Annotated in this window: 24 protein-coding genes; 12 read left to right on the top strand and 12 right to left on the bottom strand. The window is 64.1% G+C overall.

Annotated features, from left to right (window positions below; translation table 11 throughout):
- Positions 1-106: 106 nt before the first annotated feature.
- Positions 107-1015 (top strand): LysR family transcriptional regulator, encoded by a 909-nt coding sequence (locus NKI19_RS25170; protein ID WP_352565435.1) that lies wholly within the window; start codon positions 107-109, stop codon positions 1013-1015.
- A gap of 26 nt (positions 1016-1041) precedes the next feature.
- Here NKI19_RS25170 and NKI19_RS25165 read toward each other — a convergent pair whose 3' ends face one another.
- Entirely contained in the window at positions 1042-1497 is a 456-nt protein-coding gene (locus NKI19_RS25165) for a carboxymuconolactone decarboxylase family protein (protein ID WP_352490641.1), read from the bottom strand.
- Positions 1498-1739: 242 nt separating this feature from the next.
- On the opposite strand from NKI19_RS25165, the gene NKI19_RS25160 reads away from it, so the two are divergent.
- Positions 1740-2504 carry a copper homeostasis protein CutC gene (locus NKI19_RS25160; RefSeq protein WP_352490642.1) on the top strand — a complete coding sequence of 255 codons (765 nt, stop codon included), beginning with the start codon at positions 1740-1742 and terminating at the stop codon, positions 2502-2504.
- Positions 2505-2526: 22 nt separating this feature from the next.
- Positions 2527-3024, top strand: coding sequence for a GNAT family N-acetyltransferase (locus tag NKI19_RS25155; protein ID WP_352490643.1), 498 nt, complete (start codon positions 2527-2529; stop codon positions 3022-3024).
- Between the two features lie 19 nt (positions 3025-3043).
- On the opposite strand, the gene NKI19_RS25150 is transcribed toward NKI19_RS25155, so the two are convergent.
- Positions 3044-4066: an acyltransferase family protein gene (locus NKI19_RS25150; protein WP_352490644.1), complete on the bottom strand. Its 1023-nt coding sequence runs from the start codon at positions 4064-4066 to the stop codon at positions 3044-3046.
- A gap of 370 nt (positions 4067-4436) precedes the next feature.
- On the opposite strand from NKI19_RS25150, the gene NKI19_RS25145 reads away from it, so the two are divergent.
- From NKI19_RS25145 to NKI19_RS25135, 3 genes are read left to right on the top strand one after another with little or no spacing between them, the layout of a single operon-like run.
- Positions 4437-5147: a fumarylacetoacetate hydrolase family protein gene (locus tag NKI19_RS25145; protein ID WP_352490645.1), complete on the top strand. Its 711-nt coding sequence runs from the start codon at positions 4437-4439 to the stop codon at positions 5145-5147.
- A 4-nt stretch (positions 5148-5151) separates the two neighbouring features.
- Positions 5152-5802: a maleylacetoacetate isomerase gene (maiA, locus tag NKI19_RS25140; protein ID WP_352490646.1), complete on the top strand. Its 651-nt coding sequence runs from the start codon at positions 5152-5154 to the stop codon at positions 5800-5802.
- Between the two features lie 33 nt (positions 5803-5835).
- A complete protein-coding gene (locus tag NKI19_RS25135; RefSeq protein WP_352490647.1) occupies positions 5836-6876 on the top strand; it encodes a zinc-dependent alcohol dehydrogenase family protein in 1041 nt (346 codons plus the stop codon).
- Positions 6877-6895: 19 nt separating this feature from the next.
- On the opposite strand, the gene NKI19_RS25130 is transcribed toward NKI19_RS25135, so the two are convergent.
- Complete coding sequence (locus NKI19_RS25130) at positions 6896-7789, bottom strand: LysR family transcriptional regulator (RefSeq protein WP_352490757.1); 894 nt, start codon at positions 7787-7789, stop codon at positions 6896-6898.
- Between the two features lie 140 nt (positions 7790-7929).
- Here NKI19_RS25130 and NKI19_RS25125 point away from each other — a divergent pair, with 140 nt between their 5' ends.
- Positions 7930-9390: an MFS transporter gene (locus tag NKI19_RS25125; protein WP_352490648.1), complete on the top strand. Its 1461-nt coding sequence runs from the start codon at positions 7930-7932 to the stop codon at positions 9388-9390.
- A 42-nt stretch (positions 9391-9432) separates the two neighbouring features.
- Here NKI19_RS25125 and NKI19_RS25120 read toward each other — a convergent pair whose 3' ends face one another.
- Positions 9433-10311 carry a DMT family transporter gene (locus NKI19_RS25120; protein ID WP_352490649.1) on the bottom strand — a complete coding sequence of 293 codons (879 nt, stop codon included), beginning with the start codon at positions 10309-10311 and terminating at the stop codon, positions 9433-9435.
- Between the two features lie 105 nt (positions 10312-10416).
- On the opposite strand from NKI19_RS25120, the gene NKI19_RS25115 reads away from it, so the two are divergent.
- Entirely contained in the window at positions 10417-11820 is a 1404-nt protein-coding gene (locus NKI19_RS25115) for an aminotransferase-like domain-containing protein (RefSeq protein ID WP_352490650.1), read from the top strand.
- A 30-nt stretch (positions 11821-11850) separates the two neighbouring features.
- Here the strand turns inward: NKI19_RS25115 and NKI19_RS25110 are convergent, their stop codons facing one another.
- The 3 genes from NKI19_RS25110 to NKI19_RS25100 all read right to left on the bottom strand — a co-directional run bounded on the left by NKI19_RS25110 (position 11851) and on the right by NKI19_RS25100 (position 14300).
- Entirely contained in the window at positions 11851-12348 is a 498-nt protein-coding gene (locus NKI19_RS25110) for a MaoC family dehydratase (protein WP_292664992.1), read from the bottom strand.
- Between the two features lie 138 nt (positions 12349-12486).
- A complete protein-coding gene (locus NKI19_RS25105) occupies positions 12487-12915 on the bottom strand; it encodes a phasin family protein (protein WP_352490651.1) in 429 nt (142 codons plus the stop codon).
- 80 nt (positions 12916-12995) lie between these two features.
- Positions 12996-14300 (bottom strand): DUF445 domain-containing protein, encoded by a 1305-nt coding sequence (locus NKI19_RS25100; protein WP_352490652.1) that lies wholly within the window; start codon positions 14298-14300, stop codon positions 12996-12998.
- Positions 14301-14491: 191 nt separating this feature from the next.
- On the opposite strand from NKI19_RS25100, the gene rirA reads away from it, so the two are divergent.
- A complete protein-coding gene (gene rirA / locus NKI19_RS25095) occupies positions 14492-14953 on the top strand; it encodes an iron-responsive transcriptional regulator RirA (RefSeq protein WP_023676431.1) in 462 nt (153 codons plus the stop codon).
- Between the two features lie 13 nt (positions 14954-14966).
- Here rirA and NKI19_RS25090 read toward each other — a convergent pair whose 3' ends face one another.
- The 5 genes from NKI19_RS25090 to hemP all read right to left on the bottom strand — a co-directional run bounded on the left by NKI19_RS25090 (position 14967) and on the right by hemP (position 19144).
- Positions 14967-15755 (bottom strand): heme ABC transporter ATP-binding protein, encoded by a 789-nt coding sequence (locus NKI19_RS25090; protein WP_352490653.1) that lies wholly within the window; start codon positions 15753-15755, stop codon positions 14967-14969.
- Positions 15756-15837: 82 nt separating this feature from the next.
- Positions 15838-16941 carry a FecCD family ABC transporter permease gene (locus tag NKI19_RS25085; RefSeq protein WP_352490654.1) on the bottom strand — a complete coding sequence of 368 codons (1104 nt, stop codon included), beginning with the start codon at positions 16939-16941 and terminating at the stop codon, positions 15838-15840.
- A 5-nt stretch (positions 16942-16946) separates the two neighbouring features.
- Positions 16947-17855 (bottom strand): heme/hemin ABC transporter substrate-binding protein, encoded by a 909-nt coding sequence (locus tag NKI19_RS25080; protein ID WP_352490655.1) that lies wholly within the window; start codon positions 17853-17855, stop codon positions 16947-16949.
- 11 nt (positions 17856-17866) lie between these two features.
- Positions 17867-18928, bottom strand: coding sequence for a hemin-degrading factor (locus NKI19_RS25075; protein ID WP_352490656.1), 1062 nt, complete (start codon positions 18926-18928; stop codon positions 17867-17869).
- A 9-nt stretch (positions 18929-18937) separates the two neighbouring features.
- Positions 18938-19144 (bottom strand): hemin uptake protein HemP, encoded by a 207-nt coding sequence (gene hemP / locus NKI19_RS25070; protein ID WP_352451949.1) that lies wholly within the window; start codon positions 19142-19144, stop codon positions 18938-18940.
- Positions 19145-19344: 200 nt separating this feature from the next.
- Between hemP and NKI19_RS25065 the strand changes: the two genes are divergently transcribed.
- The 3 genes from NKI19_RS25065 to NKI19_RS25055 are packed head-to-tail and all read left to right on the top strand — an operon-like array spanning position 19345 to position 23303.
- The gene (locus NKI19_RS25065; RefSeq protein ID WP_502899332.1) at positions 19345-21552 is read left to right on the top strand and encodes a TonB-dependent hemoglobin/transferrin/lactoferrin family receptor; all 2208 of its coding nucleotides are present in this window, start codon (positions 19345-19347) and stop codon (positions 21550-21552) included.
- A 5-nt stretch (positions 21553-21557) separates the two neighbouring features.
- Positions 21558-21989: a hypothetical protein gene (locus NKI19_RS25060; protein WP_352490658.1), complete on the top strand. Its 432-nt coding sequence runs from the start codon at positions 21558-21560 to the stop codon at positions 21987-21989.
- A gap of 36 nt (positions 21990-22025) precedes the next feature.
- Positions 22026-23303 carry an energy transducer TonB family protein gene (locus NKI19_RS25055; RefSeq protein WP_352490659.1) on the top strand — a complete coding sequence of 426 codons (1278 nt, stop codon included), beginning with the start codon at positions 22026-22028 and terminating at the stop codon, positions 23301-23303.
- The last annotated feature ends 25 nt before the right edge of the window (positions 23304-23328 follow it).

Raw genomic sequence — 23328 nt, 5'->3', positions numbered from 1 at the left:
TCGGGTCCTCGCAATAGCGAGATCCGTTCGTCGGACCCAACATGACGCCTTTTGTTCACCGGAAAAACCAGTAGAGTTCGACAGGGCTATTTGGAAAAACCTTACAATGCGCCTGGACCAGTTCAGCGGCATCGTCGCCTTCGTCAGAGTTGCGGAGGCCAAAAGCTTCACCCGCGCCGCGGCCGAGCTCGGCGTCGCTCCGGCCTCGTTGAGCGAGGCGGTCAAGGGGCTCGAGGAGCGTCTGGGGGTGCGGCTGCTCAACCGGACGACCCGCAGCGTTGGCCTGACAGAAGCTGGCGCCCAATACCTCGATCATGTGCGCCCGGCAGCCGAGGATATCCGGGCGGCTGGTGCGGCACTGCGCGAGGCTCGCGACCGTCCCGCCGGCACGCTGCGCCTCAGCCTTCCCTGGATCGCCGCGCCGCTGCTGATCGAACCGCTGATGCGGCCGTTCATGGATGCTTATCCGGAAGTGCGGCTTAGCCTGATCTTCGACGACAGCTTCGTCGACATCACCGCCGAGGGCTTCGACGCCGGCCTGCGCATCGGCGAGCTTCTCGAGAAAGATATGATTGCCGTGCGCCTGGGCGGGCCACTGCAGATGGTCGTGGTGGGCAGCCCCGACTATCTGGCGCGCAACGGCACACCGAAGCGGCCGGCCGACCTCGCCGCACATCGCTGCATCGCATTCGCCCTCACCCGGACCCGCACGATTTCGCCCTGGGAGTTCACCGTGGATGGACGCGAAGTCGCATTCACGCCGGACGCATGTCTGGTCGTGAACACGCTTCCACTGTGCATCACCGCCGCCGCGCAGGGGCTTGGCCTCGCCTTCGTGGTCGAGGGCCTCGCCGCGCCGCTTCTCGCGTCAGGCGCGCTGGTCAAGGTGCTGGAGCCTTTCTGTCCAGCTTACGAACCGCTTCATCTCTACTATCCCAGCCGCCGCCTGGTACCGCCGAAGCTGCGGACCTTCATCGACTTCGTGCGCGCGAATTCGCACAAGCTGCGGATCTGATGTGGCTTTCGAGAACCCAGCCCCGTTCAGCCCCAGGCACCGACCATCTGCCTGGTGGTTGCGTTGACCCGGTTGAATGCGTTGATCAGGGCAATCTGGACGACCAGGGCGGCAAGCGCCTTTTCATCGTAGTGCCGGGCTGCCTCGTCCCAGACCGCGTCCGGCACCGGATCCGGGCGGTCGGCCAACCGGGTTGCCGCCTCGGTCAGCGCCAGCGCGGCGCGCTCGGCATCCGTGAAGTAAGGTGTTTCCCGCCAGGCGGACACGGTGAAGACGCGCTCGTCCTTTTCGCCGGCCTTCTTCAATTCGCGCGCATGCATATCGACGCAGAGGCTGCATCCGTTGATCTGGCTGGCGCGCAAATGGACGAGCTTGCGCGTCACATAAGACAGGTCAGCCGTTTCCGTCGACTTGTCCAGCGCCAGCAGCGCCTGCAGGGCACCGGGAATGAGCATCACCGGGTTTTTCAATCGAGCTTGCATGATGGTCTCCTTAGGCGTGTTTTTGCAGGCCGCACATTTCAGCTGTCGGTCGGCGGCGCTGTTAATCAATCAATAACTCGCCAGTTATGAGTCGTCATATAGCTGAATGGTTATGGATGTGTCAAGCGGCAAAATCGGAGGGCCGCCGGCGGCCCTGTCGCGTGTTGAGCCAACAGTTCCGGCTTTCATCGCACCATGCCCGATGCTACCGCTGGCCAGCTGAAATCATCGACGGATCGCCCATGACCGAGACCGAACGCCCTCGCCTGCCGCTGATCGAGATCTGCGTCGAAGGCATAGACGGCCTGCTGGCCGCGCAAGCCGCCGGTGCCGACCGTGTCGAGCTCTGTGCCAGCCTGATCGAAGGCGGCATCACACCGAGCTTCGGCACGGTGCGCACGGCACTCGAGCTGGCGACGATCCCGTTCCACGTGATTGTGCGACCGCGCGGCGGCGATTTTCTCTATAGCGAAGCCGAATATCGTTCGATGCTCGCCGATGTCGGCGCACTTGCCGAGCTCGGCGTCGCCGGTGTCGTTATCGGCTGCCTCGCTGCCGACGGCACGATCGACGAACAGCGCATGAGCGAATTGGTTAAGGCTGCGGGAAGCTTGAACGTCGCCTGCCACCGCGCCTTCGACATGACCCGCGACCCGACAGAGGCGCTGGAGACGCTGATCCGCTGCAAGGTCGGCCGCGTGCTGACCAGCGGCCAGCGCGACACGGCACTGGAAGGCGCGGACCTGCTCGCCGATCTTGTCAGGCAGGCCGGCGACCGCATCATCATCCTCGGCTGCGGCGGGCTTGATCCCGAGAACATCGGCAAGGTGCGGAGGAAAACCGGGTTGAGCGAAATGCATTTCGCCGCGCTCAAGGACGTGCCGAGCGCCATGCGTTACCGCAATCCGAAAGTCGGCATGGGCGGCACCGACCTCGACCGCGAATACCGCAACACCGTGACCGACGAGGCGATGGTGGCGGCGACCATCGCCGCTGCCCGGACATGATCCTGGAACGTCGAACAAAAACATGATCGAAACGCATTTGCCGATCGAGCAGGTCTCGCCGCAGGATGAGGCCTCAATCCTTGCGCTCAACAACGAGCATGCCGCCGAATTGTCGTGGCTCGAACCAGAGCGCCTGTCCTTCCTGCTCGGCGAAGCGTTTTACACGCGCCGCATCGGTGCGCTCGAAGCCTTCATCATGACCTTCGACCAGGACGCGAGCTACGACAGCCCGAACTTCCTGTGGCTTCGCGAGCGCTACGCGCGGTTCGTCTATGTCGATCGCGTCGTGGTCGCCGCCGCAGCGCGCGGGCGCGGCCATGCCCGCCGGCTCTACGAGGATTTGTTCGACCAGGCGTCACGCGCGGGCCAGGCGATCGTCACCTGCGAGGTCAATGCCGAGCCACCCAATCCGGCTTCAGACGCCTTCCATGCCGCACTCGGCTTTGTGGAAGTGGGCGACGCGGTAATCCACGGCGGCAAGAAGGCGGTACGGTATTATGCAAGGCGGATCGCCGGCTAAACTGCGGGCGCTGTTCGCCCTACCAATTGCGGTTCAGCCAGGAGCGGGCCGGCTTTTCGATGATGTAGTAGCTGCACAGCGCGCAAGCGAACACCGCCGCCAGCATCAGCCACGGCGAACTGCCTTTTATGTCGACGAATTGATAAAAGGGCTGCTGCCAAAGATAGAGCGAATACGACCACAGCCCCAGCATCGTAATCGGCCGGGAGGATAGAAACCCGGTCAGGTACCGGCTGCTGAAGTCGAGCGAGTTGACGGCGAACGCCAGCAGCGGCACCGCGACCAGATAGTGGATGGGGGTTGGCACGGCAGCCATGAAAAGGAGCACAGCCACGACCGAGGCCGCCAGGGCGACATGCGGCCCCTTGAGCAGCGCCGGCAGCCTGTCGTCGGCCTTGAGCAGGCATATCACCGCCGACAGCAGGATCGAGGCGATGTGCACGTCGGTGCGCCAATAGGTGCCCTCGTAGCCTATTGCGAGCGCCCAGTAGGAGATGGCGCCGTTTGCCATGGCCAGCACCGACAATGCGCCCAGCAACACGATGACCCGGGACCGCCCCGAGACGACGACGCTGATCAGCGCCAGGATGATATAGGCATGCTCTTCGACGCAGAGCGACCAGATATGGTCGAGCGCGCCGGCGCGGGTGACGAGAATTCCGGCATAGTTGTAGGTGAACGTCAACGCCGTCAGCGCCGCCTTCCACTTGAAGGCGATGAACGTGCCGGACAGGGCAACCATCGCGGCAACGACAAAAACCAGCAGTGCCGGATAGATGCGGGAGAACCGGCGCTTGAAGAACTTCTTCAGCGGATAGTGTTCGACAAACAGGATCTCGGCCATCAGCCGGCCGCTGAGCACGAAGAAGAATTCGACGCCCAGGACGCCGAGATTGATGCCGGGAACGGGGAAGAAATGGCCGATCAGCACCAGCGCGATCGATAGGCCGCGCCAGCCGTCGAGATAGGCAAGCCTGGTTCTTGCCGAGCTGTCGGCGACAGGCCTGGACACGACAAGACGCGTCGCGGAAATATCCGTCATGCCGGTCCCTTCATTGAACCTGCGAAAGGCGGGCTGGAGGCCGCATTCCTCCAGCTATATTGCAGTGCACCAGAACTTTGTGCAAGTGCGAGATAACGACACGTCCGAAGTACGGGGATGGACAGAAGCGTCGTCGAGCCCCTTCCCAAAACCAACGGTCGGTAGTCTCAGGCGTTGGCGGCAGGCGCTGCGCGCCATGGCCAGCTGATTGCCAAATAGTACATTGCCATCCTGGCTGGCTAACGCAGAATGTACTCACGATTTCCGCGGCGCCGTGCGGCAGGCCTGCTCTTCCGCCATCCAATGCCTTGCCCGTTTGTCCAAATCGGCCGAATGTGCCGCGGACAGATCCACTGAACAGAGACAGTGCATGACCGGCTTCGTCCTCCCCCTGCCCGCAACCCCGTCGGTGGCCGTGGCCGGCTCGCCGGAGCGTTTTGCGGTGCGCCGGATTTTCTGCGTCGGCCGCAACTACGCCGCCCATGCCCGCGAGCTCGGCAATGACGAGCGCGACCCGCCCTTCTTCTTCACCAAACCGGGCGACGCAGTGGTCGACGCGGCAGTCGGTTCGGGCGCCACGATCCCCTACCCGCCGCTGACCCAAAACCTGCATCACGAAATCGAGCTGGTCGTCGCGATCGGCAGAGCCGGCTTTCGCATCCCGCGCGAGCGCGCGCTGGACCATGTCTGGGGCTACGGCGTCGGCGTCGACCTGACCCGCCGCGACCTTCAGGACGAGGCGAAAAAGGCGGCAAGGCCGTGGGACTGGTCGAAAGCCTTCGACCGTTCCGCGCCCTGCGGCCCGCTGGTTCCGGCGCAAAAATCCGGTCGTCCCGAAAACGGCCGCATCTGGCTCGCCGTCAACGGCGAGATCAGGCAGGACGGCGACCTCGCCGAACTGATCTGGCCGGTTCCCGACATCGTCTCGATTTGCAGCGAGGCGGTAGAACTTAGGCCCGGCGACCTGATCTTCACCGGAACGCCGGCCGGCGTCGGCGCCGTTGGGCCGGGCGAAAAGATCACCGGTGGCGTCGACGGCATCGGCGAAATCGAACTGACCATCGGCCAACCGAGCCCGTGACACAATGAGCGATATCGTCCTTCACAACTACTACCGTTCCTCGACCTCTTACCGGGTGCGGATCGCGCTGGAGATGAAGGGCTTGGCCTACGACTACGTGCCGCATCATTTGCGCCACGGCGAGCATCTGGATCCCGCCTACCTCGCGGTCAATCCGCAAGGGCTGGTGCCGGCGCTGGTCCTCAGCGATGGCACGCTGCTGACGCAATCGCTGGCGATCATCGAATATCTCGACGAGACCACGCCCGAGCCGCCGCTGCTGCCCAAGGATGCGCCTGGCCGCGCCCGCGTCAGAATGCTGGCGCAGATGATCGCCTGCGACATCCATCCGGTGAACAATCTGCGCGTGCTAACCTCGCTTCGCACACTGTTCGGCGCCGGCGACCAGGATGTCGTCAACTGGTTCCGGCACTGGGTCAACGAAGGCTTCCAGCCGCTTGAAAAGATTCTGGCTTCCTCGCCCGAGACCAAGACATTCTGCCATGGCGACACGCCGGGGCTGGCCGACATCTGCCTGATCGCACAGGTCACCAGCAATGCCCGCTTCGGCGTCGACATGACGCCCTACCCGACGATCTCGCGCATCAATGCCGCCTGCATGGCGCTGCCGGCGTTCCGGAAGGCCGCGCCGGAGAACCAGATCGATGCCGAATAGCCGCAAATTGCGTGAAGTGATGAGGAACTGCTGATGAAAGCCGTCGTCTTCGAAAAATTTGGCGAAACGCCGACGATCCAGACCGTTCCCGATCCGGAGCCGGCACCGGAAGGCGTCGTCATCAAGGTCGAGGCGACTGGCCTCTGCCGCAGCGACTGGCATGGCTGGATGGGCCATGACGATGGTATCCGCCTGCCGCATGTGCCGGGTCACGAACTGGCCGGCGTCGTGGTGGCGGCCGGCAGCCAAGTGACCCGCTGGAAGGGCGGCGAGCGCGTCACCGTGCCGTTTGCCGTCGGCTGCGGCCGCTGCTTCGAATGCACCTCGGGCAACCACCAGGTCTGCGAGCACCAGTTCCAGCCCGGCTTCACTGCTTGGGGATCGTTCGCCGAATATGTCGCCATCGACCATGCCGACACCAATCTCGTGCGCTTGCCCGACGAGATGGAATTCGCCACCGCCGCCAGCCTCGGCTGCCGCTTCGTCACCTCGTTCCGCGCCATCGTTGATCAGGGCCGGGTGACGCCCGGCGAATGGGTGGCCGTGCATGGCTGCGGCGGCGTCGGCCTGTCGGCGATCATGATCGCCAGCGCCATGGGCGCCAATGTCATCGCCATCGACCTCACCGACGAGAAGCTGGACTTCGCCAAAAAGATCGGCGCGGTGGCGACGATCAATGCGGCAAAGACGCCGAACGTGGTCAAGGCGGTCAAGCAGATCACCAATGGCGGCGCGCATATGTCGATGGACGCGCTTGGCCACCCCAGTACCTCGTTCAACTCGATCGCGAACCTGCGCCGGCGCGGCCGCCACGTGCAGGTCGGCCTGATGCTCGGCGACCATGCCAGGCCGCAGATTCCGATGGACAAGGTGATCGCCTTCGAGCTCGAGATCCGCGGCAGCCACGGCATGCAGGCGTTTCGTTACCAGGCGATGATGGAGATGATCCGCACCGGCAAGCTCAAACCCGAACTCCTGGTCGGCAAGACGATCAGCCTCGAGGAAGCGCCGGCCGCTTTGATGGCGATGGGCGGCTTCGAAGGCATCGGCATCGGCGTGGTGACCAGATTCTAGATCACGCCCCGAGTCTGGATCAGCGAAACGACGCGCAGACCTCCCGCACGCAGGCTCGCAGCCAGCGCTGTGCTGGATCGGCATCAAGCCGCGGATGCCACAGCATCGAAATGGTGACCTCCTCGATAGCGACCGGCAACGGAAAGCTGTACATGCCCGTGCGCGCGCCCAGCGTGTGCCGTTCGGGGACGCTGGCGATCAGATCGGAGGCGCGCGCCATGGCGAGCGTGGCCGAGAAGCTGGAAACCATGCACACGATCGTCCGCTGGAGACCGAGCAATTTCAAGGCCTCGTCGATCGGCCCTTTTTCGCGGCCACGCCGCGAAACGCTGATGTGGCGGCCGGCCGCATAGCGTTCCGGCGTCACAAGGCCCTCGCTCAGTCTATGTCCCGTTCGCACCGCACCGATGAAGCGGTCGCGAAACAGCGCCTGAATGCGCATTTCAGGGCTCGTTTCACTGGCAACCCCGATTTCGAGATCAACCGCCGCGTCGCGCAGCGACGTGTCGTTCTTGTCGGATTTCGGCGCAAAACGCAGCCGCACACCGGGCGCGTCCGCTTCGATGCGGGCGACAAGACGCGGTGCGAACTCCTCGACGAAACTTTCGTTGGCGCGCAGCGTGAAGACCCTGTCGAGAGCAGCGAGGTCGAGGAGCCTGGCCGGGCGCAGGAGCGCTTCCGCATCCTGCACGACGCGGCCTACCTGTCGCTGCAATTCGAGTGCGCGCGGCGTCGCAACCAGGCCACGGCCGGCCCGAACCAGCAATGGGTCGCCTGTCGCTTCCCGCAACCGCGCCAGCGTCCGGCTCATCGCCGAGGGACTGAGGCGCAGCCGCCCGGCCGCGCGCGCCACACTGCCCTCGGTCAGCAGCACATCGAGGGCAACAAGCAGATTGAGATCGGGCGACGACATGGAACGACCATAGCACAGCTCGGCCGTGATGTGGCGTTTCATGCACGAATAAGATGCAAATACTGCGCCTTCCGCCACATCATGCAGGGGAATAGCTTGCGGCAACTCCGATTTGGGGCTGGCCGGCAAAGGAGTTCACCGTGACATCGACCGCTGAAAAGACCTGGGACGAAGTTGCCCCGGTGAGCGTCCGCTCGGCTCGATGGGCATTGGCAAGCCTGTCGCTTTCAACGCTGCTGTCGTCGCTCGCCACCAGCATCGCCAGCGTCGGCCTGCCATCGCTGATGCAGGCGTTTGGCGCATCGTTCCAACTCGTGCAATGGGTCGTCCTGGCCTATCTGCTCGCCATCACCACCTTGATCGTCAGCGCCGGGCGGCTCGCCGATATATTCGGCCGCCGCCCGCTATTGCTCGGCGGCATTGCCCTGTTCACCTTCGCATCCGTGCTTTGCGGGCTCGCGCCGACGCTCTGGCTGCTGATCGCCGCACGGGCGGCACAGGGGCTTGGCGCGGCCGTCATGATGGCTCTGACGCTGGCCTTTGTCGCCGACACGGTTCCCCGGGAAAAAACCGGCAGCGCCATGGGCCTGCTCGGCGCCATGTCGGCGATCGGCACCACGCTTGGCCCCTCACTTGGCGGACTGCTGATCGCCGGCCTCGGCTGGCGCGCGATCTTCCTCATTAATCTGCCGTTGGGGGCGCTGGCCTTCGCGCTCGCCTGGCGCGTCCTGCCGGCCAGAAAAAAGATAGCGGAATCGGATCGGCGCGGTTTCGACTGGATCGGCACGGCCTTGCTCGCTCTGACGCTGGCCGCCTATGCGCTCGCCATGACCCTTGGGCGCGGCAGTTTTGGCTCTCTCAATGTCGGCTTGCTGATTGCCACCGCGGTGGCTGGCCTCCTGTTCATCATTGCGCAGACAAGGGCCGAGAACCCTTTGATCCAGCCTGCCAGGTTCCGCGACCAGGCGTTGAACGCAAGCCTCGTTATGAACCTGATCGTCGCCACCGTGATGATGGCGACGCTGGTGGTCGCGCCATTCTATCTGTCGCGCGCGCTTGGGCTGGACGCAGCCATGGTCGGGCTGGTTCTGTCGACCGGCCCTCTGGTTACCGCACTGGCGGCGCTGCCGGCCGGACGTCTGGTCGATCGTTTCGGGGCGCACCGGATGATGATCGTCGGCCTGTTCGATCTCGCTATTGGTACCTTTGCTCTGTCGCGGGCGGAATTCGGTATTGCCGGCTATGTCGTACCAATCATCATCGTCTGCACGGGCTACAGCCTGTTTCAGACCTCCAACAACTCAGCCGTGATGACCGGCGTGGCATCCGACCAGCGCGGCGTCGTCTCGGGCCTGCTCAATCTGTCGCGCAATCTCGGCCTGATCACCGGTGCGTCCTTGATGGGCGCGGTGTTTGCCTTCGCGTCGGCTGGTGGAAGCGAAGGCACCGGTCAGCAGATATCGGCATCTGCGGCAGCCGCACGCGGCATGCAGGTCACTTTCCAGGTCGCGACGGTCCTGGTGCTGATGGCGCTGATCCTTGCGATATTTTCAGCCCGCACCACTGCCGGGCGAACAGATATCGTTGCCAAGCATCCTTAAGGATTCCACCTGGTTCGCATGCAACTCCGGCAGCTGGCGCACCTACCTCGCATATCTCTTGGCACCGACCACGCAAAGCACGACGGCGGCGGTGACGGCGACCATGGCGGGACTGACCTGCTCATGCAAAAGCGCTGCCGCCAGCCCCAGGCCGAAGAAGGGCTGCAGCAGTTGCAACTGCCCGACCGCGGCGATGCCGCCTTGCGCCAGGCCGCGATACCAGAACACGAAACCGATCAGCATGCTGAACAGCGAAACATAGGCCAGGCCTATCCAGGCGCCCGTGCCGACACTTTCGAGCGACGGCGGCATGGTGATGAACGTCAGCGCCAGCATGACCGGCAGCGACAGCACCAGCGCCCACGAGATCACCTGCCAACCGCCGAGCTTGCGCGACAGCGCCGCTCCTTCCGCATAGCCCAATCCGCACACGATGATGGCGGCCAGCATCAAGATGTCGCCGAGCGGCGAGACCGACAGGCCTTGGGTGACTGCAAAACCAGCGACAAGGGCGCTGCCGAGGCATGAGAACAGCCAGAACGCCGGCTTCGGGCGATCACCGCCTCGAACCACGCCGAAGATCGCGGTCGCCAACGGCAACAGGCCGACGAAAATGATGGAGTGAGCCGAATTGATGTGCTTGAGCGCCAGCGCCGTCAGCAGGGGAAAGCCGACCACGACCCCAAGCGCCACGATCGCCAGCGGGAACAGATCTCGCCGCTCCGGGCGCTTCTGGCGAAAGAGAAGCAGCAGCGCCAGGCCGAGGATGCCCGCCGAAGCCGCACGGGCGACCGTTACGAACACCGGATCGAAATCCATCACCGCCACGCGCGTCGCCGGAAGCGAACCGCTGAAGATCAGCACGCCTATGAACCCGTTGACCCAGCCACTCGCCGCCCAACTACTCGCCGTCTTGTCCATCGATGCCCTGCTCGTTTTCGCTCTCTATCGGGCCGGGCGTATGGCTCCGCCAGAGACAATCAGGTACAGTTTGACAAAACCGTCATGGGAGGGCGAGCAGTACGGATGGATGAGCAGACGACAACAGATGAGGGCAGCCGGACGCTTGTCGAAAGCGTCATGGCGACGATCAGGCACAGGATCGCCGCGCGCAGCCTGACACCGGGAATGCGGCTGCCTTCGATCCGGGCTTTCGCCAAGGCCATGCAGGTTTCCAAATCCACCGTGGTCGAAGCCTATGAGCGTCTAGCGGCGGAAGGCATGATCCGCTCGCGGCCGGGCTCTGGTTTCTATGCCGCCGGACCGTTGGCTCCGCTGTCGCTGGCCGAGATCGGCCCCAGGCTTGACCGTGCTGTCGACCCACTCTGGGTCTCGCGCCAATCGCTGGAAGCCGGCGATGGCGTCCTGAAACCGGGTTGCGGCTGGTTGCCGGCGTCATGGATGCCCGAGGCTGGATTGCGCCGGGCATTGCGGACGGTGGCCCGCGCCGACGATGCCGCGCTGACCGATTACGGCACGCCGCTCGGCTTGCCGGCGCTACGCCACCTGCTGGCACGGCGCATGGCCGAGCACGGGATCGAAGCCTCTCCGGACCAGATCATGCTGACGGAATCGGGAACCCAGGCGATCGACCTGCTGTGCCGGTTCCTGCTCGAACCGGGTGACACGGTATTGGTCGACGATCCCTGCTATTTCAACTTCCATGCCCTGTTGCGCGCCCATCGGGCCAAGGTGATCAGCGTCCCCTACAAGCGCTCGGGTCCGGACATCGAACTGTTCGCGCAGGCACTGAACGAGCACCGGCCGCGCCTCTACATCACCAATTCGGCGCTCCACAATCCGACCGGCGCGATATTGTCCCCGGTCGTTGCCCATCGGGTGCTGAAGCTCGCCGACCAGTCGGGGCTGACGATCATCGAGGACGATATCTTCGCCGATTTCGAACACACGCCGGCGCCCAGGCTGGCTGCCTTCGACGGCCTCAGCCGGGTCATCCATATCGGAAGCTTTTCCAAGACGCTGTCGGCATCGGTGCGCTGCGGCTTCATCGCAGCTCCTCGCGACTGGATGGAAGGATTGACCGATCTCAAGATCGCCACGTCGTTTGGCAGCGGTCGGCTTGCATCCGAACTGGTGCTGACGCTGCTGAAGGACGGCCTCTATCGCAAGCACGTCGATCTGCTGCGCGCGCGGCTCTCGCGCGCCATGGAAGAAACCAGCACCCGCCTGAGGGCAATCGGCATCGTGCCATGGATAGATCAGCCGGCCGGCATGTTTTTATGGTGCAGGCTGCCGGAGGGGATCGATGCCGCGGATGTCGCCCGCCATGCCCTGTCGGCCAATGTCGTGCTTGCGCCCGGCAATGCGTTCAGCCTGTCCCGGTCAGCCAGTCGTTACATGCGCTTCAACGTCGCCCAATCGGGAGACGACCGGATTTTCAGGGCGCTTGAAGAGGCGATGTCTCGTTGATTGCGCTGCCGCAAAACTGAGGCTGAACTCTCAGGTGCCGGCCCGCTTGCGGCGTGCGTAAAGCATGACGAGCGTCTCGGCGGTCAGCGCCGGCCTCTGCTCGCCTTCGATCTCGACCGTATTGGCAGCCTTCATCAGATATTGGCCCGGACCTTTGTCTTCCATCGACAACAGCGTGGTGCGCAGCCTGATTCGCGAGCCGACCCTGACCGGCGCCACGAAGCGCACTTTGTCGAAACCGTAATTGAACGCGGCCTGCGTGTTTTCGGGCACGATCCCCATCTCAAGCGCCAGCGCGCCGATGATCGACAGGGTCAGGTAGCCATGCGCGATCGTGGTGCGGAACGGGCTTTGCCGCTTCGCCCGCTCCGGATCGACATGGATCCATTGATGATCGCCAGTGCATTCGGCAAACTGGTCGATGCGGTGCTGATCGACCAGCGTCCAGTCCGAGACGCCCAACTCCTGCCCGGCCATCGCCCTGAGTTGCTCGAAGGTCGGCGGCGTCCTCGGCCGTATCTGCGTCATTCCTGCTTTCCCGATCGCTTGCCTGTTCCGGACCACGACGGGCCGCCCCTGTCAATTCGCCAGTGCGATTCCAGCCCATATTCTTCGGCCGCGAACCGCCGGTCTTCGCCGCCGGCAAGCGTGCTGCCGGGGAACAGCTTATTTCTTGTCGTGGCCGGCGCGGATCTCCTCCATCGCCTCCTTGATCCGGCTGCGCAGGATTTCGATCGATTCGGTGCCGGATACCCTCGCCAGTTCGGCCATCTCGCCGGCATTCTTCAGCGCGGTCTCGAAGGATTTCCTGGCGAACGCCGCCTGCTTTTGCATCATTTCCTGCGGATTGCCGGGCGCCCTGTAGTTTTGTGCCATGTCGGTGATTTCGCGCAGCGTGTCCTGCAGCATCTCGCGTTGCCTTGACAACAGCGCCGAGGCTCCGGCGGCGCTCGCCCGGGCCGACTTCTCCAGCGCTTCCAAGTTTTTGCGGTTGTGAGCGAGGATCGCCTCGACGTCGACATTCGGCAGCTTCAGGTCGCGGCCGAACTTGCCGAACATGTCGATGAAGGACTCGGACTCCGGTCGTTTTGCCATGGTTCTCTCCCCCTGTTGCCGTGAACGCCGCCACTGCACGGAAGATAGTGCAGCGAAGCTCAGCGGTCCATTCGGACGAGTCAGCCGACGAGAAACAGCCGTTCGGCGGTGTAGAGCACGAGCCCGGCAAGGCCACCGATGATCATGCCGTTGAAGCGGATATATTGCAGGTCCTTGCCGATGTTCATTTCGATCAGCCTTGTCAGTTGCGCGAGGTCCCAGCGCTTGACCTGGTCGGCGATGAACTTCGACACGCCGCTCTTCTGGCTTTCGACGAACGACGCCAGCGCCACGATGAACCCCTGGTTCATGTCGGCCCTGATCTGCGCGTCGTCGGCAAGATCGCGGCCGACCTCGACGAACATGGTGGCGAGATGGTCGCGGATCATCGAATTCGGCGCCTTGGCGTCCTGTTCGATGAACAGCCGCAGGCTGTCCCACATATCGCCGGCCAGCGCGCTGAGCTCCGGCCGGGCAAGGAAATCGCGTTTCAGCTTTTCGGCGCGCCTGGCATATTGTTTGGATGTCCTCAACCGCTCGACGAAGGTTTCGACGAAAAGATCGAATTCGGCCCGCATCGGGTGGTGCGGATCGGCCCGCACTTCATCGAGCAGCGAGCCGGCCGACGCAACGATCTTCTTCAACAGATAGGCGTCGGCGCGAAACAGGTTGAACAGCGACGGCAGTTCCTCGCGGATCTTCTCGCGCATCGTCGCCAGCGCCTGCTCGTCGCTCAGGAAGCGGCCGACCACCTTGGTGAACTCGTCGAACAGTTTCTGGTGGCGGCGATCGTCGGTCAGCGCCGACAGCAGCTCGGCGGCGAGCGGCGCCAGCGGCACCTTTTCGATCTGCTCCAGCATACGGCTGGTGATGAAGCCGCGCAGTCCGGATTGCTCGACCGCCGCCAGCGTCTGCGGCACCAGCCGGCCGACGAAGCGCGACAGGTCGGCGGCGCGGTTCGGGTCGGCCAGCCAGTCCGCGACCAGCGCGGAAAAGTCGACCTCGGCGAGCTTTTCGCGCACCGGTTCCGGCGCCAGGAAATTGGCCTCGATGAAGCGGCCGAGATTGTCCGCGATGCGGTTCTGGTTTTCCGGGATGATCGCCGTATGCGGGATCGGCAGGCCAAGCGGCCGCCGAAACAGCGCCACCACCGCATACCAGTCGGCCAGCCCGCCGATCGTCGCCGCCTCGGCGAAAGCGGCGACGAAGCCCAGCCACGCATGCCGGCTCTCGAGCGATTTCGCCACCGCAAAGACCAGCACGCAAAACGCAAGTGCTGCGGCGGCGGCGAACTTGGTGCGCCTGAGCGCCGAAAGCTTGGCGTCGGCATCGGCGTCGAACCGGACGGACGCGACGGATGCAAATGCCGGGGCTGGTCGTGACATGATGGGCCGCTCCTGATCGTGTATGCGAACTTATCTAGTGTCGCCTGCCCCAGAAAGCGCGCCGCTGGTTCCGGCGCGCGCAATCGTGCACGCAAACTTGACGCCGGAATTCACCTATTATGCAGCGCCAGTCTGGAATTGTTCCAAACTATAGGCCATATTGACGCCAACCACTGTTATGTGAGGACACAATGCGGCTTACCCGTCAGACCAACTACGCCATGCGCATTCTGATGTATTGCGCCGCCAACACCGAGCGGTTGAGCCGCATCCCCGAGATCGCCGCCGCCTATTCGGTATCTGAACTTTTCCTGTTCAAGATCCTGCAGCCGCTGGTCGAAAACGGCCTGATCGAAACGGTGCGCGGCAGGAATGGCGGCGTCAGGCTCGGCCGCGCGGCCGAATCAATCAGCCTGTTCGACGTCGTGCGCGTGACGGAGGAAAGCTTTGCCATGGCCGAGTGCTTCGAGAACGACGCCGCCGAATGCCCGCTGGTCGACAGCTGCGCGTTGAATTCGGCATTGCGCGAAGCGCTCAACGCCTTCTTCGCCGTGCTGTCTCGCTACACGATCGCCGATCTGGTGGCGGCGCGCCCGAACGTGAGGCACCTGCTCGGCATCGACATGCTGGTGCAAAGGGCGCCGGCCGCCTGACTTCTCGGATTGCCTACGCTGCCGATTGCGGCAATACGAACGGCATGTTTGCGGCCGGCAACACACCGACCTTCAGCCGGCAATCGAAGACCTTTTCGATCAGCTCGTCGCTGAGCACCTGCTGCGGCGAACCTGTAGCGGCGAGCTTGCCGCGATGCATCACGAAAATCCTGTCGGCATACATCGCCGTCAAATTGAGGTCGTGCAGGATGGCGACCACGCCGCCTCCCCGTCTGGCGAAATCACGCGCGATGTCCATGATGATCAGCTGGTGTTTGATGTCGAGGCTGGACACCGGCTCATCGAGGAACAAATAGCGCGGCTTGCCGTCGAGCACCGGCGCCCAGACCTGACAGAGGACGCGGGCAAGCTGCACGCGCTGCTGTTCGCCGCCGGACAGCTCCTGGTAGAAGCGGCCTGCAAAACCGTCGAGGTCGACGCGAGCCAGCGCCCGTTCGGGCAGGCGCTGGTCCTCGCCGGGCAGCGCGCCGGAACGCCCGCCGACCAGGCCCAGCCTGACGATCTCACGCACGGTGAACGGGAAGGACAGCGTCGTCGCCTGCGGCAGCACGGCGCGCAGCGCCGCCGCTTCGATCGGCTTCATCGCCGATAGATTGCGGCCGTTGATGGTGACCTCTCCCGAATAGCCAAGATCGCCGGACAGTGCTTCGAGGAAGGTCGTCTTGCCCGAACCGTTGGGGCCGACGATGGCCGCGATTTCGCCGGGCCGCGCCTCGAAATCCACATTGGCGACAATGCGCTTGCCGCCGATCGCCACCGAGACATCGCGCGCTTCGATCATAAGAACCCCTTAGAGACTGTTTCGAAAATCGCTCTGGCAACGCCATCAGATGGCCGCCAGAGTAGAGTTTCCAAACGGTCTCTCACAGGTCGATGACGCCGCGCTTGCGCAGCAGGATCCACAGGAAGAACGGGGCACCGGCGACCGCGGTGACGATGCCGATCGGCAATTCGGCCGGGGCAACGATGGTGCGGGCAACGGCGTCGGCCAACAGCAGCAACGCGGCGCCGAGCAGCGCCGATGCCGGCAGCAGGTAACGGTTGTCGGGGCCGATCAGCAGACGCAGCAGATGCGGCACCACGATGCCGACGAAACCGATGCCGCCGCTGACGGCGACCGACGCGCCGACCGCTGCCGAGACGCCGACGATCGCGGTGTATTTCAGCCGCTGCACCGGGATGCCGAGATGGCCGGCCGTCGCCTCGCCGAGCGCCAGCGCGTTGAGGCCGCGCGCCAGGAACGGCATTGCCGCCAGCGCCAGCACGATGACCGGCCCGACCGAGCCGATCTTTTGCCAGGTTGCGCCGCCCAGCGAACCGAGCTGCCAGAAGGTCAGGTCGCGCAATTGCCGATCGTCGGCCATGAAGATCAGGATGCCGGTCAGCGCCATCGCAAGCGCCGCCAGCGCGATGCCGGCGAGCAGCATGGTGGCGACCGAGGTCCGGCCTTGCCGTGTCGCGACCTGATAGAGCAGCAATGTCGTCGCCAGCCCGCCGCAGAACGCAGCCAGCGGCAGAGCCAGCGTGCCGAGCGCCGAAGTCAGCGGCGCCAGCATGGTCGAGCCGAGCACGATGACGGCGACCGCACCGAGGCTCGATCCGGCCGAAACGCCGATCAGGCCGGGGTCGGCCAGCGGATTGCGGAACAGCCCCTGCATGACGGCACCGGAGACGGCAAGCGATGCGCCGATCAGCACGCCCAGAATGATGCGCGGCAGACGGATGTCATGGATGATCAGGCGGTCGCGGGCGCTCAACGCCGCATCGCCGGGCAACGCGCCGAACAGCCAGTTGTGCATGACGCCGATGGCCGAGGCATCGGATGCGCCGGAGGTCAGCGACAACAGCACGGCGACAGCCAGCCCGACGCAGAGCAGCACGATGACGAGACGGGCGCGCCGCGAACGGTCACCCTCGGCGGCCGTCGCCATGATGCCCGCCGCACCGGCGATCGAATGATCCGCCATCGCGCTCAATCCGTGACCTGGCCGCCATAGAGCGAGACGGCGAGGTCGTGGATGGCGTCGGCCGTGCGCGGGCCGAAGCCGAGCAGATAGCCGCCGTCCATGCGGATCAGCTTGCGGGCGGCACCCGCCGGCGTCGAAGCCACGGCAGGGTTCGAAAACAATTCGTCATCCGCGGTGGCCGGTCCGGCATTGTTCATCATCAGGATCACGTCGGGCCTGGCGGTGATGACTGCCTCGTCCGACAATTGCTTGTAGCCGGCAAAGCCGTCGATGGCGTTGATGCCGCCCGAAAGCTTGATGATGCCGTCGGCGGCGGTGTCGCTGCCGGCGGCAAGCAGCTTGCCGCCCTGCATCGACAGCACGAACAGGATGCGCTTGCGCGCCTTGATCGACGCGGTCTGCTTTTCTGCAGCCTTCAGCTTGGCGTCTATCTGGGCCGCCAGCGCATCGGCCTTGGCCTCGGTGCCGAGCGCCTTGCCGACGATGTGGATCTTTTCGAGAATGCCCTGATTATCATGGCGCTCGGGCACCTCGATGAATGGGATGCTTGATTTCTTCAAGACGTCGACGGCTTCCTTCGGTCCGCTGCCGTGCAGGGCCAATATGCCCGACGGATTGACCGACAGCACACCCTCCGGCGACAGCTGGCGCATGTAGCCCACGTCAGGCAGTTCTGCCGCCGCTTGCGGATAGCGGCTGGTCGAATCGCGCGCGACAAGACGATCCTGTTCACCGAGCGCGTAGACGATCTCGGTGATCGAGCCGCCGATGGCTACGATCCTCGAGCGGTCGGCGAAAGTCGCGATGCCCTCGGCGGCTTGAGCCGGCATCAGCGCGGCGAACGCCAGGAAAACAGCGGCCGCAGGACCAGGCGCCGACCTGGAGACCGATGCCAGCCTGGAGAAAAGAACCATCGTCGTTTTCCTCAGGCTGCGGTCGGGCTTGGAATACGCGGCAGGTTTTCGGCCAGAAAGCGCCAGTCTTCGCGCTCGCTTTCGCCTTCATGCCGCTTACCGAAGAACTGGATGATCATCTTGCCGTCGGCGCCATAGACTTCGAGCGACGTGACATGGCCGTCCTTGGTCGGCTTGCGCACGGCCCAGACCTCATCGATGTGGTCGGTGCGCAGGTGCAGGTGGAAGGTCTCGTCGAGCACGTTGAGCCATGGTCCCATCGGCTTGATCGAGGCGATGGGGCCGGAATGGATCTGGATGCAGCCGCGATTGCCGACAAAGCACATGATCGGCATGGCGCCAGCAGCGGCGTGGTTGAACATGGCGCCCACCGCATCCTTGTCGACCAGCCAGGCGTAGTCCTGGCCGACCATGCGCACCGCCTGGCGGCGGCTGAGCTTCAGTGTCTTCAACATGCCGAAGAACTGATGCACGTCGGTCAGCTGGCTCCAGCGGTCGCGCAGATCGTCGACGCTCGCCGAATTGCCCGCAGTCTCGGTCTCGTCGTCAGCCGCGCCCGCTGAAATCGCCACCGTCGGTTCCTGGTTCGGCGATTCCAGCCCGGCCACCAGCTTCTGATAGGCGTAGAGGTTGGATGCGGGTCTGAGATGCACCTTGTGCATCGCCTCGCCTGCGGTGTCGAAGAACTGCAGGCTGCGTCGGATGTCGGCGCCGTCGCGCTTTTCCACGGCGAAGCCGTGCGCCCAGACTTTCGGGAAGATGCGCAGGTCGATGTTCTCACCGAGCACCATGGCATTGTGATTGCCGGTGACGACCCTGTCGTAGACGCCGATCTTCTCGTGCACCGCGCTTTCGTTGCGGGTCAGCGCCATCACCTCACCGACAGCTTCGAGGCCAGTCAGGAGGTCGTTGACACGCGGCTCGACGCGCACGACGCCGTCGCCGCAATGCGCGGCGACCAGTTCGGCCTCCGAAATCCCGAGCTGGGCGGCGAGGTCGCGCTCGCGCATTTTCGGATTGTCTGCCCGTGCCCGCCGGATCTCGTGCGGGGCGGGTTTTACGCGCTGGTCCATTTCTACCACCTACTTGTTGAGGATGAGCTTGCCCTGCCGGGTGATCTTCAGCCGATACAGCGCACCGTGATGTTCGATGCCGATCTCGTGCTCGCCCTGGAACAGCGTGTTGCTGGACAGCGTTCTCACGGCCGATTGGACCCGGTCGAAACGGACGGAATTTTCGTCGGAACGGCGGACGCGATAGCGAAAGTCGCTGGGATTGTGCGTGTTCATTGGTTCGATCCCTTTCCGGTGCTGGGCATCTGGCTCGGCGCCTGCGTGCAATGCCGATTCAATTCTTGACTCGAATGATCATGTTATCTAGCAGTGCAATACCGGAGTAAATGAGTCAACATTTAAGAGCCGGATGCGATGAAAAATGCCAGCGAGCCCCAAGCCAGCCAGCATCGAACATGGATTCTCGGAGTTGCAGCATGGGGTTGGCAAATTGGGGACGGCTGGCGGGCAGCGGCCTGACACATTGTTCTATGACAAGCAAAATGGCCGCGTTGCTGGCCGGCGCGGCGGCGATCCCGCTCCTCGCCACACCGGCCGGCGCCCAGCAGACCGCCCAGCCGGCAGCCGACCAGCAGACTGACCTGTCTCAACAGCCCGAACAGGCAAAGCCGGCCCCCGGCATCACGCTGCTCGACAAGATCCTGATCCTCAGCCGTACCGGCGAGACGGCGATCGAGTCGCTTGCTTCGGCCAGCCATGTCGACGAGGAACAGCTCGAGCGCCGCATGGCGACGACGCCCAACGAAATGCTGTTCGGTGTACCGGGTGTCGCCGTCCAGGCCGACGCAAGGCGTGTCAGCTCCAGCATCAACATCCGCGGCCTGCAGGATTTCGGCCGCGTCTCGGTCATCGTCGACGGTGCCCGCCAGAATTTCCAGCGCTCGGATCACGGTACGCAATCGACCTTCTACATCGATCCCGAACTGATCAAATCCGTCGACGTGATCCGCGGCCCGGTCGCCAACACCTACGGCTCCGGGGCGATCGGCGGCGTCGTCTTTTTCGACACCAAGGATGCGCAGGATTTCCTCAAGCCGGACGAGACCTGGGCGGCATCAGCGACCGGACGTTATGAAACCAACGGTAAAGGCTGGACCACCAGCGCCACCGGCGCCTATCGGATCAACGAGAACTGGGACGTGCTCGGCAATATCGTCTACCGCGACTATGACGACTACAAGCATGGCGGCGGCGACACTGTGGCGGGCACTGGCTTCGATGTCTTGAGCGGCCTGCTCAAGACGACCATCCGCCCCAGCGAAAACAGCGAGCTGAAGCTCGGCTGGATCGGCTCGAACGACGGATGGACCGAGACCAGCGGCAGCGCGCCGGTGAACGACGCCGACCTGCAGGCGAATACCTTCACGGCCCGCTACAACATCACCGACGAAGACAAAAGCTGGCTCGATCTCCACGTCAACGCATCCTACAACAAAACCAAGCTCGATCTGACGACCCTTATCGCGCAAAACCGGTTTGATCCGGTCACCGGCCTTCCGATCGTCCTGCCAGCGGGTTCGAAATCGACGTTCGACATCGGCACCTCCGGCATCGACATCTGGAACACGTCGAGATTCGAGACCGTCGGCATTGCGCATGAGCTGACCTATGGCGGCGACTGGGTTGGCGACGATGTCGAGACAGGCGGCACGGCGGGCGGCGACAGTTTCTACACGCCCTCGGGCAACAGGAACGTCTCCGGCGCTTACGTCCAGGACAAGCTCACCTGGGACTGGCTCGAGGTCATCGCCGGGGTGCGTTACGACAGCTACAAGCTCGACAGCGATGTCGGCGAAACCTCGGGTAACCGGCTGTCGCCACGCATTACAGTAGGCGTTTCGCCCTTCGAAACCGCCAGCCTTTCCGGGCTGCAATTCTACGGCACCTACGCGGAAGGCTATCGTTCTCCGTCGCTGTCGGAGACCCTGATCAGCGGCAACCATCCAGCCGGCGTCAGCTTCCCGTTCCTCCCCAACCCCAATCTCAAGCCCGAAACCGGCAAGACTGTGGAGTTTGGCGTCAACTACAGCACCAACGGCGTCATCGAGGCCGACGACGCGCTGCGGCTGAAGGCGGCCTATTTCAACAACAATGTCGACGATTACATCGACGGCGTAACTCTATCGGCGTTCGACCCGACCAGCGGCTGCCCGTTCGGTCCGGGCATACCGATCTGCTTCCAGTATCAGAATTTCGCCAAGGCCAAGATCCGCGGCTTCGAGATGGAGGGCGTCTATGACGCCGCCTGGGGCTTTGCCGGGCTTTCCGCCTCGGTCACCGACGGCCGCACGATTTCCTATGAAGGCGAACGGGCGGACCTTGTCACCGTCCCCTCCTCCCAGGTCACCGGGCAACTCGGCTTTCGCTTTCTCGAGGACCGGCTGACCATCGGCGGCGAGGTGCAATACAACGGCAAGCCGCAGGGCAATCCGGTGGCCAGGGACTACACGCTGGTCAATGCATTCGCCAGCTACCAGGCGACCGACAATTTCAAGGTCGATTTCCGCGCCGACAATCTGTGCGACGTCAAATATGCCAACCCGCTGAACGCGTCGACGACGAGCGTCGTCTACGAGCCCGGCGTCACGCTGAAGCTGGCGGCGACCATGAGGTTTGGAGGCTGACGACAATGACAGGCATGACGGCATCCCTTCGTCTGTTCGCCGCGGCGCTGGCAATGTCGCTTGCGGCGGCTCCGGCATGGACACAACAGCAAGCGCCGGCGCTTCTCCTCGAGCTCAACGGCGCGCAGCCTTCCGACAAGGGCTGCCGCCTGACCTTCGTGGTCACCAACAATCTCGGCGCCGGTCTGTCCAAGGCGGCATTCGAGATCGCGCTGTTCAACGAGGTCGGTGTCGTCGATCGGCTGACCGTGCTCGATTTCAAGGAGCTGCCGGCAGGCAAGACCAAGGTGACGCGTTTCGACCTTGCCGGCACCGATTGCGGCAAGGTCAGCCGCGTGTTGATCAACAGCGCTACGGAATGCGCCGGCGCCGAGCCGAATGCCTGCATGCGCGGACTGAAGACGCAGACCAGGACCGGCATCGCCTTTGGGGTCTGAATTTTGGGACTGGAACCCGCCTTCGCACGAAACGCCGTGGCGTGGCCGCTAGCCGGCATCCTGCCGCCGGAGCCGGACGATCCGGATTTCGCCATCCCGCGCGGGGCGCTGCGTGTTTCGCCGCGCGACAGGCCGGAAGACAGTTACATCGCCGATGCCGATGGCGACTTGCCTACGGTCCCTGTGGAGCCGTTGTGGCAGGCACGACAGACGCAGCGGCGCCGCAACTGGACGGTGGCGATCGCCTGCTCTTGCGCATTCCACGTAGCCTTGGCGCTGGCCTTTCTCACGCTGCCGGACGACCGGCCAACGATCGAAGGTGCCGACCAGCAAGGCGAAATGCTGCTCGGCGCCGATCCGCAGCAGGCGGCCGGCAATGCCGCAGACGACCGGGAAGTGGCCAACGTAACGATGGTGACCATGCTCGACGCCAAGCCCGTCGAAACGGTCGAGGCACAGGCGACCGCGGCCGAGGAGACGCTCCAGCCGGTCACTGACGCGGCCGAAGCATCGGGAGTGGTCGAGCCGGTCAGCCAGGCCGCAACGGAAACTGCTGCCCTTGCCGATCGCACCGAGCCCGCACCTGCGCAACCGGTCCAGCCGGCGCGCCAGGACCCCTCGCCCGACATCCTTGCGACCGACAGGCTGGTGCCTGCCGACGACAATGCCGTGCCGCCGCCGGTGAGCGCCACCGAAACGGCCGAGCCTGCCGAGACAAGGGCACCGGCGCCAGCCGAAACAGTCCAGACGACCGAGACAGTCAGCGCGGCGGAAGAACCGAAGCTGGACAGGCCGGAGCCCAGGCAGTCGAAGAAGGCAACTGCAAAGAGCAAGCCGGCCAGGAAGGCCGAAGCAAACGAACCTGAAAAGCCGGCCCTGCGCAAGAAGTCGGGCAAGGCACTTGCCAAAGCCGATTCCAAGAAGAGAAAGACCGGCTCCGGCGGCCGTGACGAAACGGATGTCGCGCGCGGCACGGCCGACGGCAAGAAGGACGGCAAGATCCTGACCGCCAGCAGGGGCGGCAAATCAGGCGTCGGCAATGCCGCCGTCACCAACTATCCCGGCAAGATCAGGTCAAAACTGGTGCGGGCCTTCAATTCGACACGCACGCGCGCCACCGGCACGGCTACGGTTGCCTTCACAGTCGCTTCGAATGGCGGGGTCCGGTCCGCCAGGCTGACGGGCAGTTCGGGTGTTGCCGCGCTGGACAAGGCCGCTCTCGACGCGGTCCGCCGGGCTTCTCCGTTTCCCCCGATTCCAGACGGAGCTGGTCGCTCGGCCTGGCAGTTCGAAGTGCCGCTCGGTATCAGGTAGCGACCGTCCCCATGCCGACACCAAA

Source organism: Mesorhizobium sp. M0751 (assembly GCF_040320265.1).
GTDB lineage: Bacteria > Pseudomonadota > Alphaproteobacteria > Rhizobiales > Rhizobiaceae > Mesorhizobium.
The sequence above is the reverse complement of the archived record's forward strand: the minus strand, read 5'-3'. Positions and strand labels throughout refer to the sequence as shown.

What these genes read in the sequence shown, in the direction of transcription:
- NKI19_RS25145 (WP_352490645.1), top strand. Translation starts at nt 4,437, where the DNA reads ATGACCGGCTTCGTCCTCCCCCTGCCCGCAACCCCGTCGGTGGCCGTG.
- NKI19_RS25060 (WP_352490658.1), top strand. Translation starts at nt 21,558, where the DNA reads ATGACAGGCATGACGGCATCCCTTCGTCTGTTCGCCGCGGCGCTGGCA.
- NKI19_RS25080 (WP_352490655.1), bottom strand. Translation starts at nt 17,855, where the DNA reads ATGGTTCTTTTCTCCAGGCTGGCATCGGTCTCCAGGTCGGCGCCTGGT.
- hemP (WP_352451949.1), bottom strand. Translation starts at nt 19,144, where the DNA reads ATGAACACGCACAATCCCAGCGACTTTCGCTATCGCGTCCGCCGTTCC.
- NKI19_RS25170 (WP_352565435.1), top strand. Translation starts at nt 107, where the DNA reads ATGCGCCTGGACCAGTTCAGCGGCATCGTCGCCTTCGTCAGAGTTGCG.
- maiA (WP_352490646.1), top strand. Translation starts at nt 5,152, where the DNA reads ATGAGCGATATCGTCCTTCACAACTACTACCGTTCCTCGACCTCTTAC.
- NKI19_RS25135 (WP_352490647.1), top strand. Translation starts at nt 5,836, where the DNA reads ATGAAAGCCGTCGTCTTCGAAAAATTTGGCGAAACGCCGACGATCCAG.
- NKI19_RS25100 (WP_352490652.1), bottom strand. Translation starts at nt 14,300, where the DNA reads ATGTCACGACCAGCCCCGGCATTTGCATCCGTCGCGTCCGTCCGGTTC.
- NKI19_RS25065 (WP_502899332.1), top strand. Translation starts at nt 19,345, where the DNA reads ATGGGGTTGGCAAATTGGGGACGGCTGGCGGGCAGCGGCCTGACACAT.
- NKI19_RS25120 (WP_352490649.1), bottom strand. Translation starts at nt 10,311, where the DNA reads ATGGACAAGACGGCGAGTAGTTGGGCGGCGAGTGGCTGGGTCAACGGG.
- NKI19_RS25150 (WP_352490644.1), bottom strand. Translation starts at nt 4,066, where the DNA reads ATGACGGATATTTCCGCGACGCGTCTTGTCGTGTCCAGGCCTGTCGCC.
- rirA (WP_023676431.1), top strand. Translation starts at nt 14,492, where the DNA reads ATGCGGCTTACCCGTCAGACCAACTACGCCATGCGCATTCTGATGTAT.
- NKI19_RS25105 (WP_352490651.1), bottom strand. Translation starts at nt 12,915, where the DNA reads ATGGCAAAACGACCGGAGTCCGAGTCCTTCATCGACATGTTCGGCAAG.
- NKI19_RS25075 (WP_352490656.1), bottom strand. Translation starts at nt 18,928, where the DNA reads ATGGACCAGCGCGTAAAACCCGCCCCGCACGAGATCCGGCGGGCACGG.
- NKI19_RS25130 (WP_352490757.1), bottom strand. Translation starts at nt 7,789, where the DNA reads ATGTCGTCGCCCGATCTCAATCTGCTTGTTGCCCTCGATGTGCTGCTG.
- NKI19_RS25115 (WP_352490650.1), top strand. Translation starts at nt 10,417, where the DNA reads ATGGATGAGCAGACGACAACAGATGAGGGCAGCCGGACGCTTGTCGAA.
- NKI19_RS25090 (WP_352490653.1), bottom strand. Translation starts at nt 15,755, where the DNA reads ATGATCGAAGCGCGCGATGTCTCGGTGGCGATCGGCGGCAAGCGCATT.
- NKI19_RS25155 (WP_352490643.1), top strand. Translation starts at nt 2,527, where the DNA reads ATGATCGAAACGCATTTGCCGATCGAGCAGGTCTCGCCGCAGGATGAG.
- NKI19_RS25165 (WP_352490641.1), bottom strand. Translation starts at nt 1,497, where the DNA reads ATGCAAGCTCGATTGAAAAACCCGGTGATGCTCATTCCCGGTGCCCTG.
- NKI19_RS25110 (WP_292664992.1), bottom strand. Translation starts at nt 12,348, where the DNA reads ATGACGCAGATACGGCCGAGGACGCCGCCGACCTTCGAGCAACTCAGG.
- NKI19_RS25160 (WP_352490642.1), top strand. Translation starts at nt 1,740, where the DNA reads ATGACCGAGACCGAACGCCCTCGCCTGCCGCTGATCGAGATCTGCGTC.
- NKI19_RS25085 (WP_352490654.1), bottom strand. Translation starts at nt 16,941, where the DNA reads ATGGCGGATCATTCGATCGCCGGTGCGGCGGGCATCATGGCGACGGCC.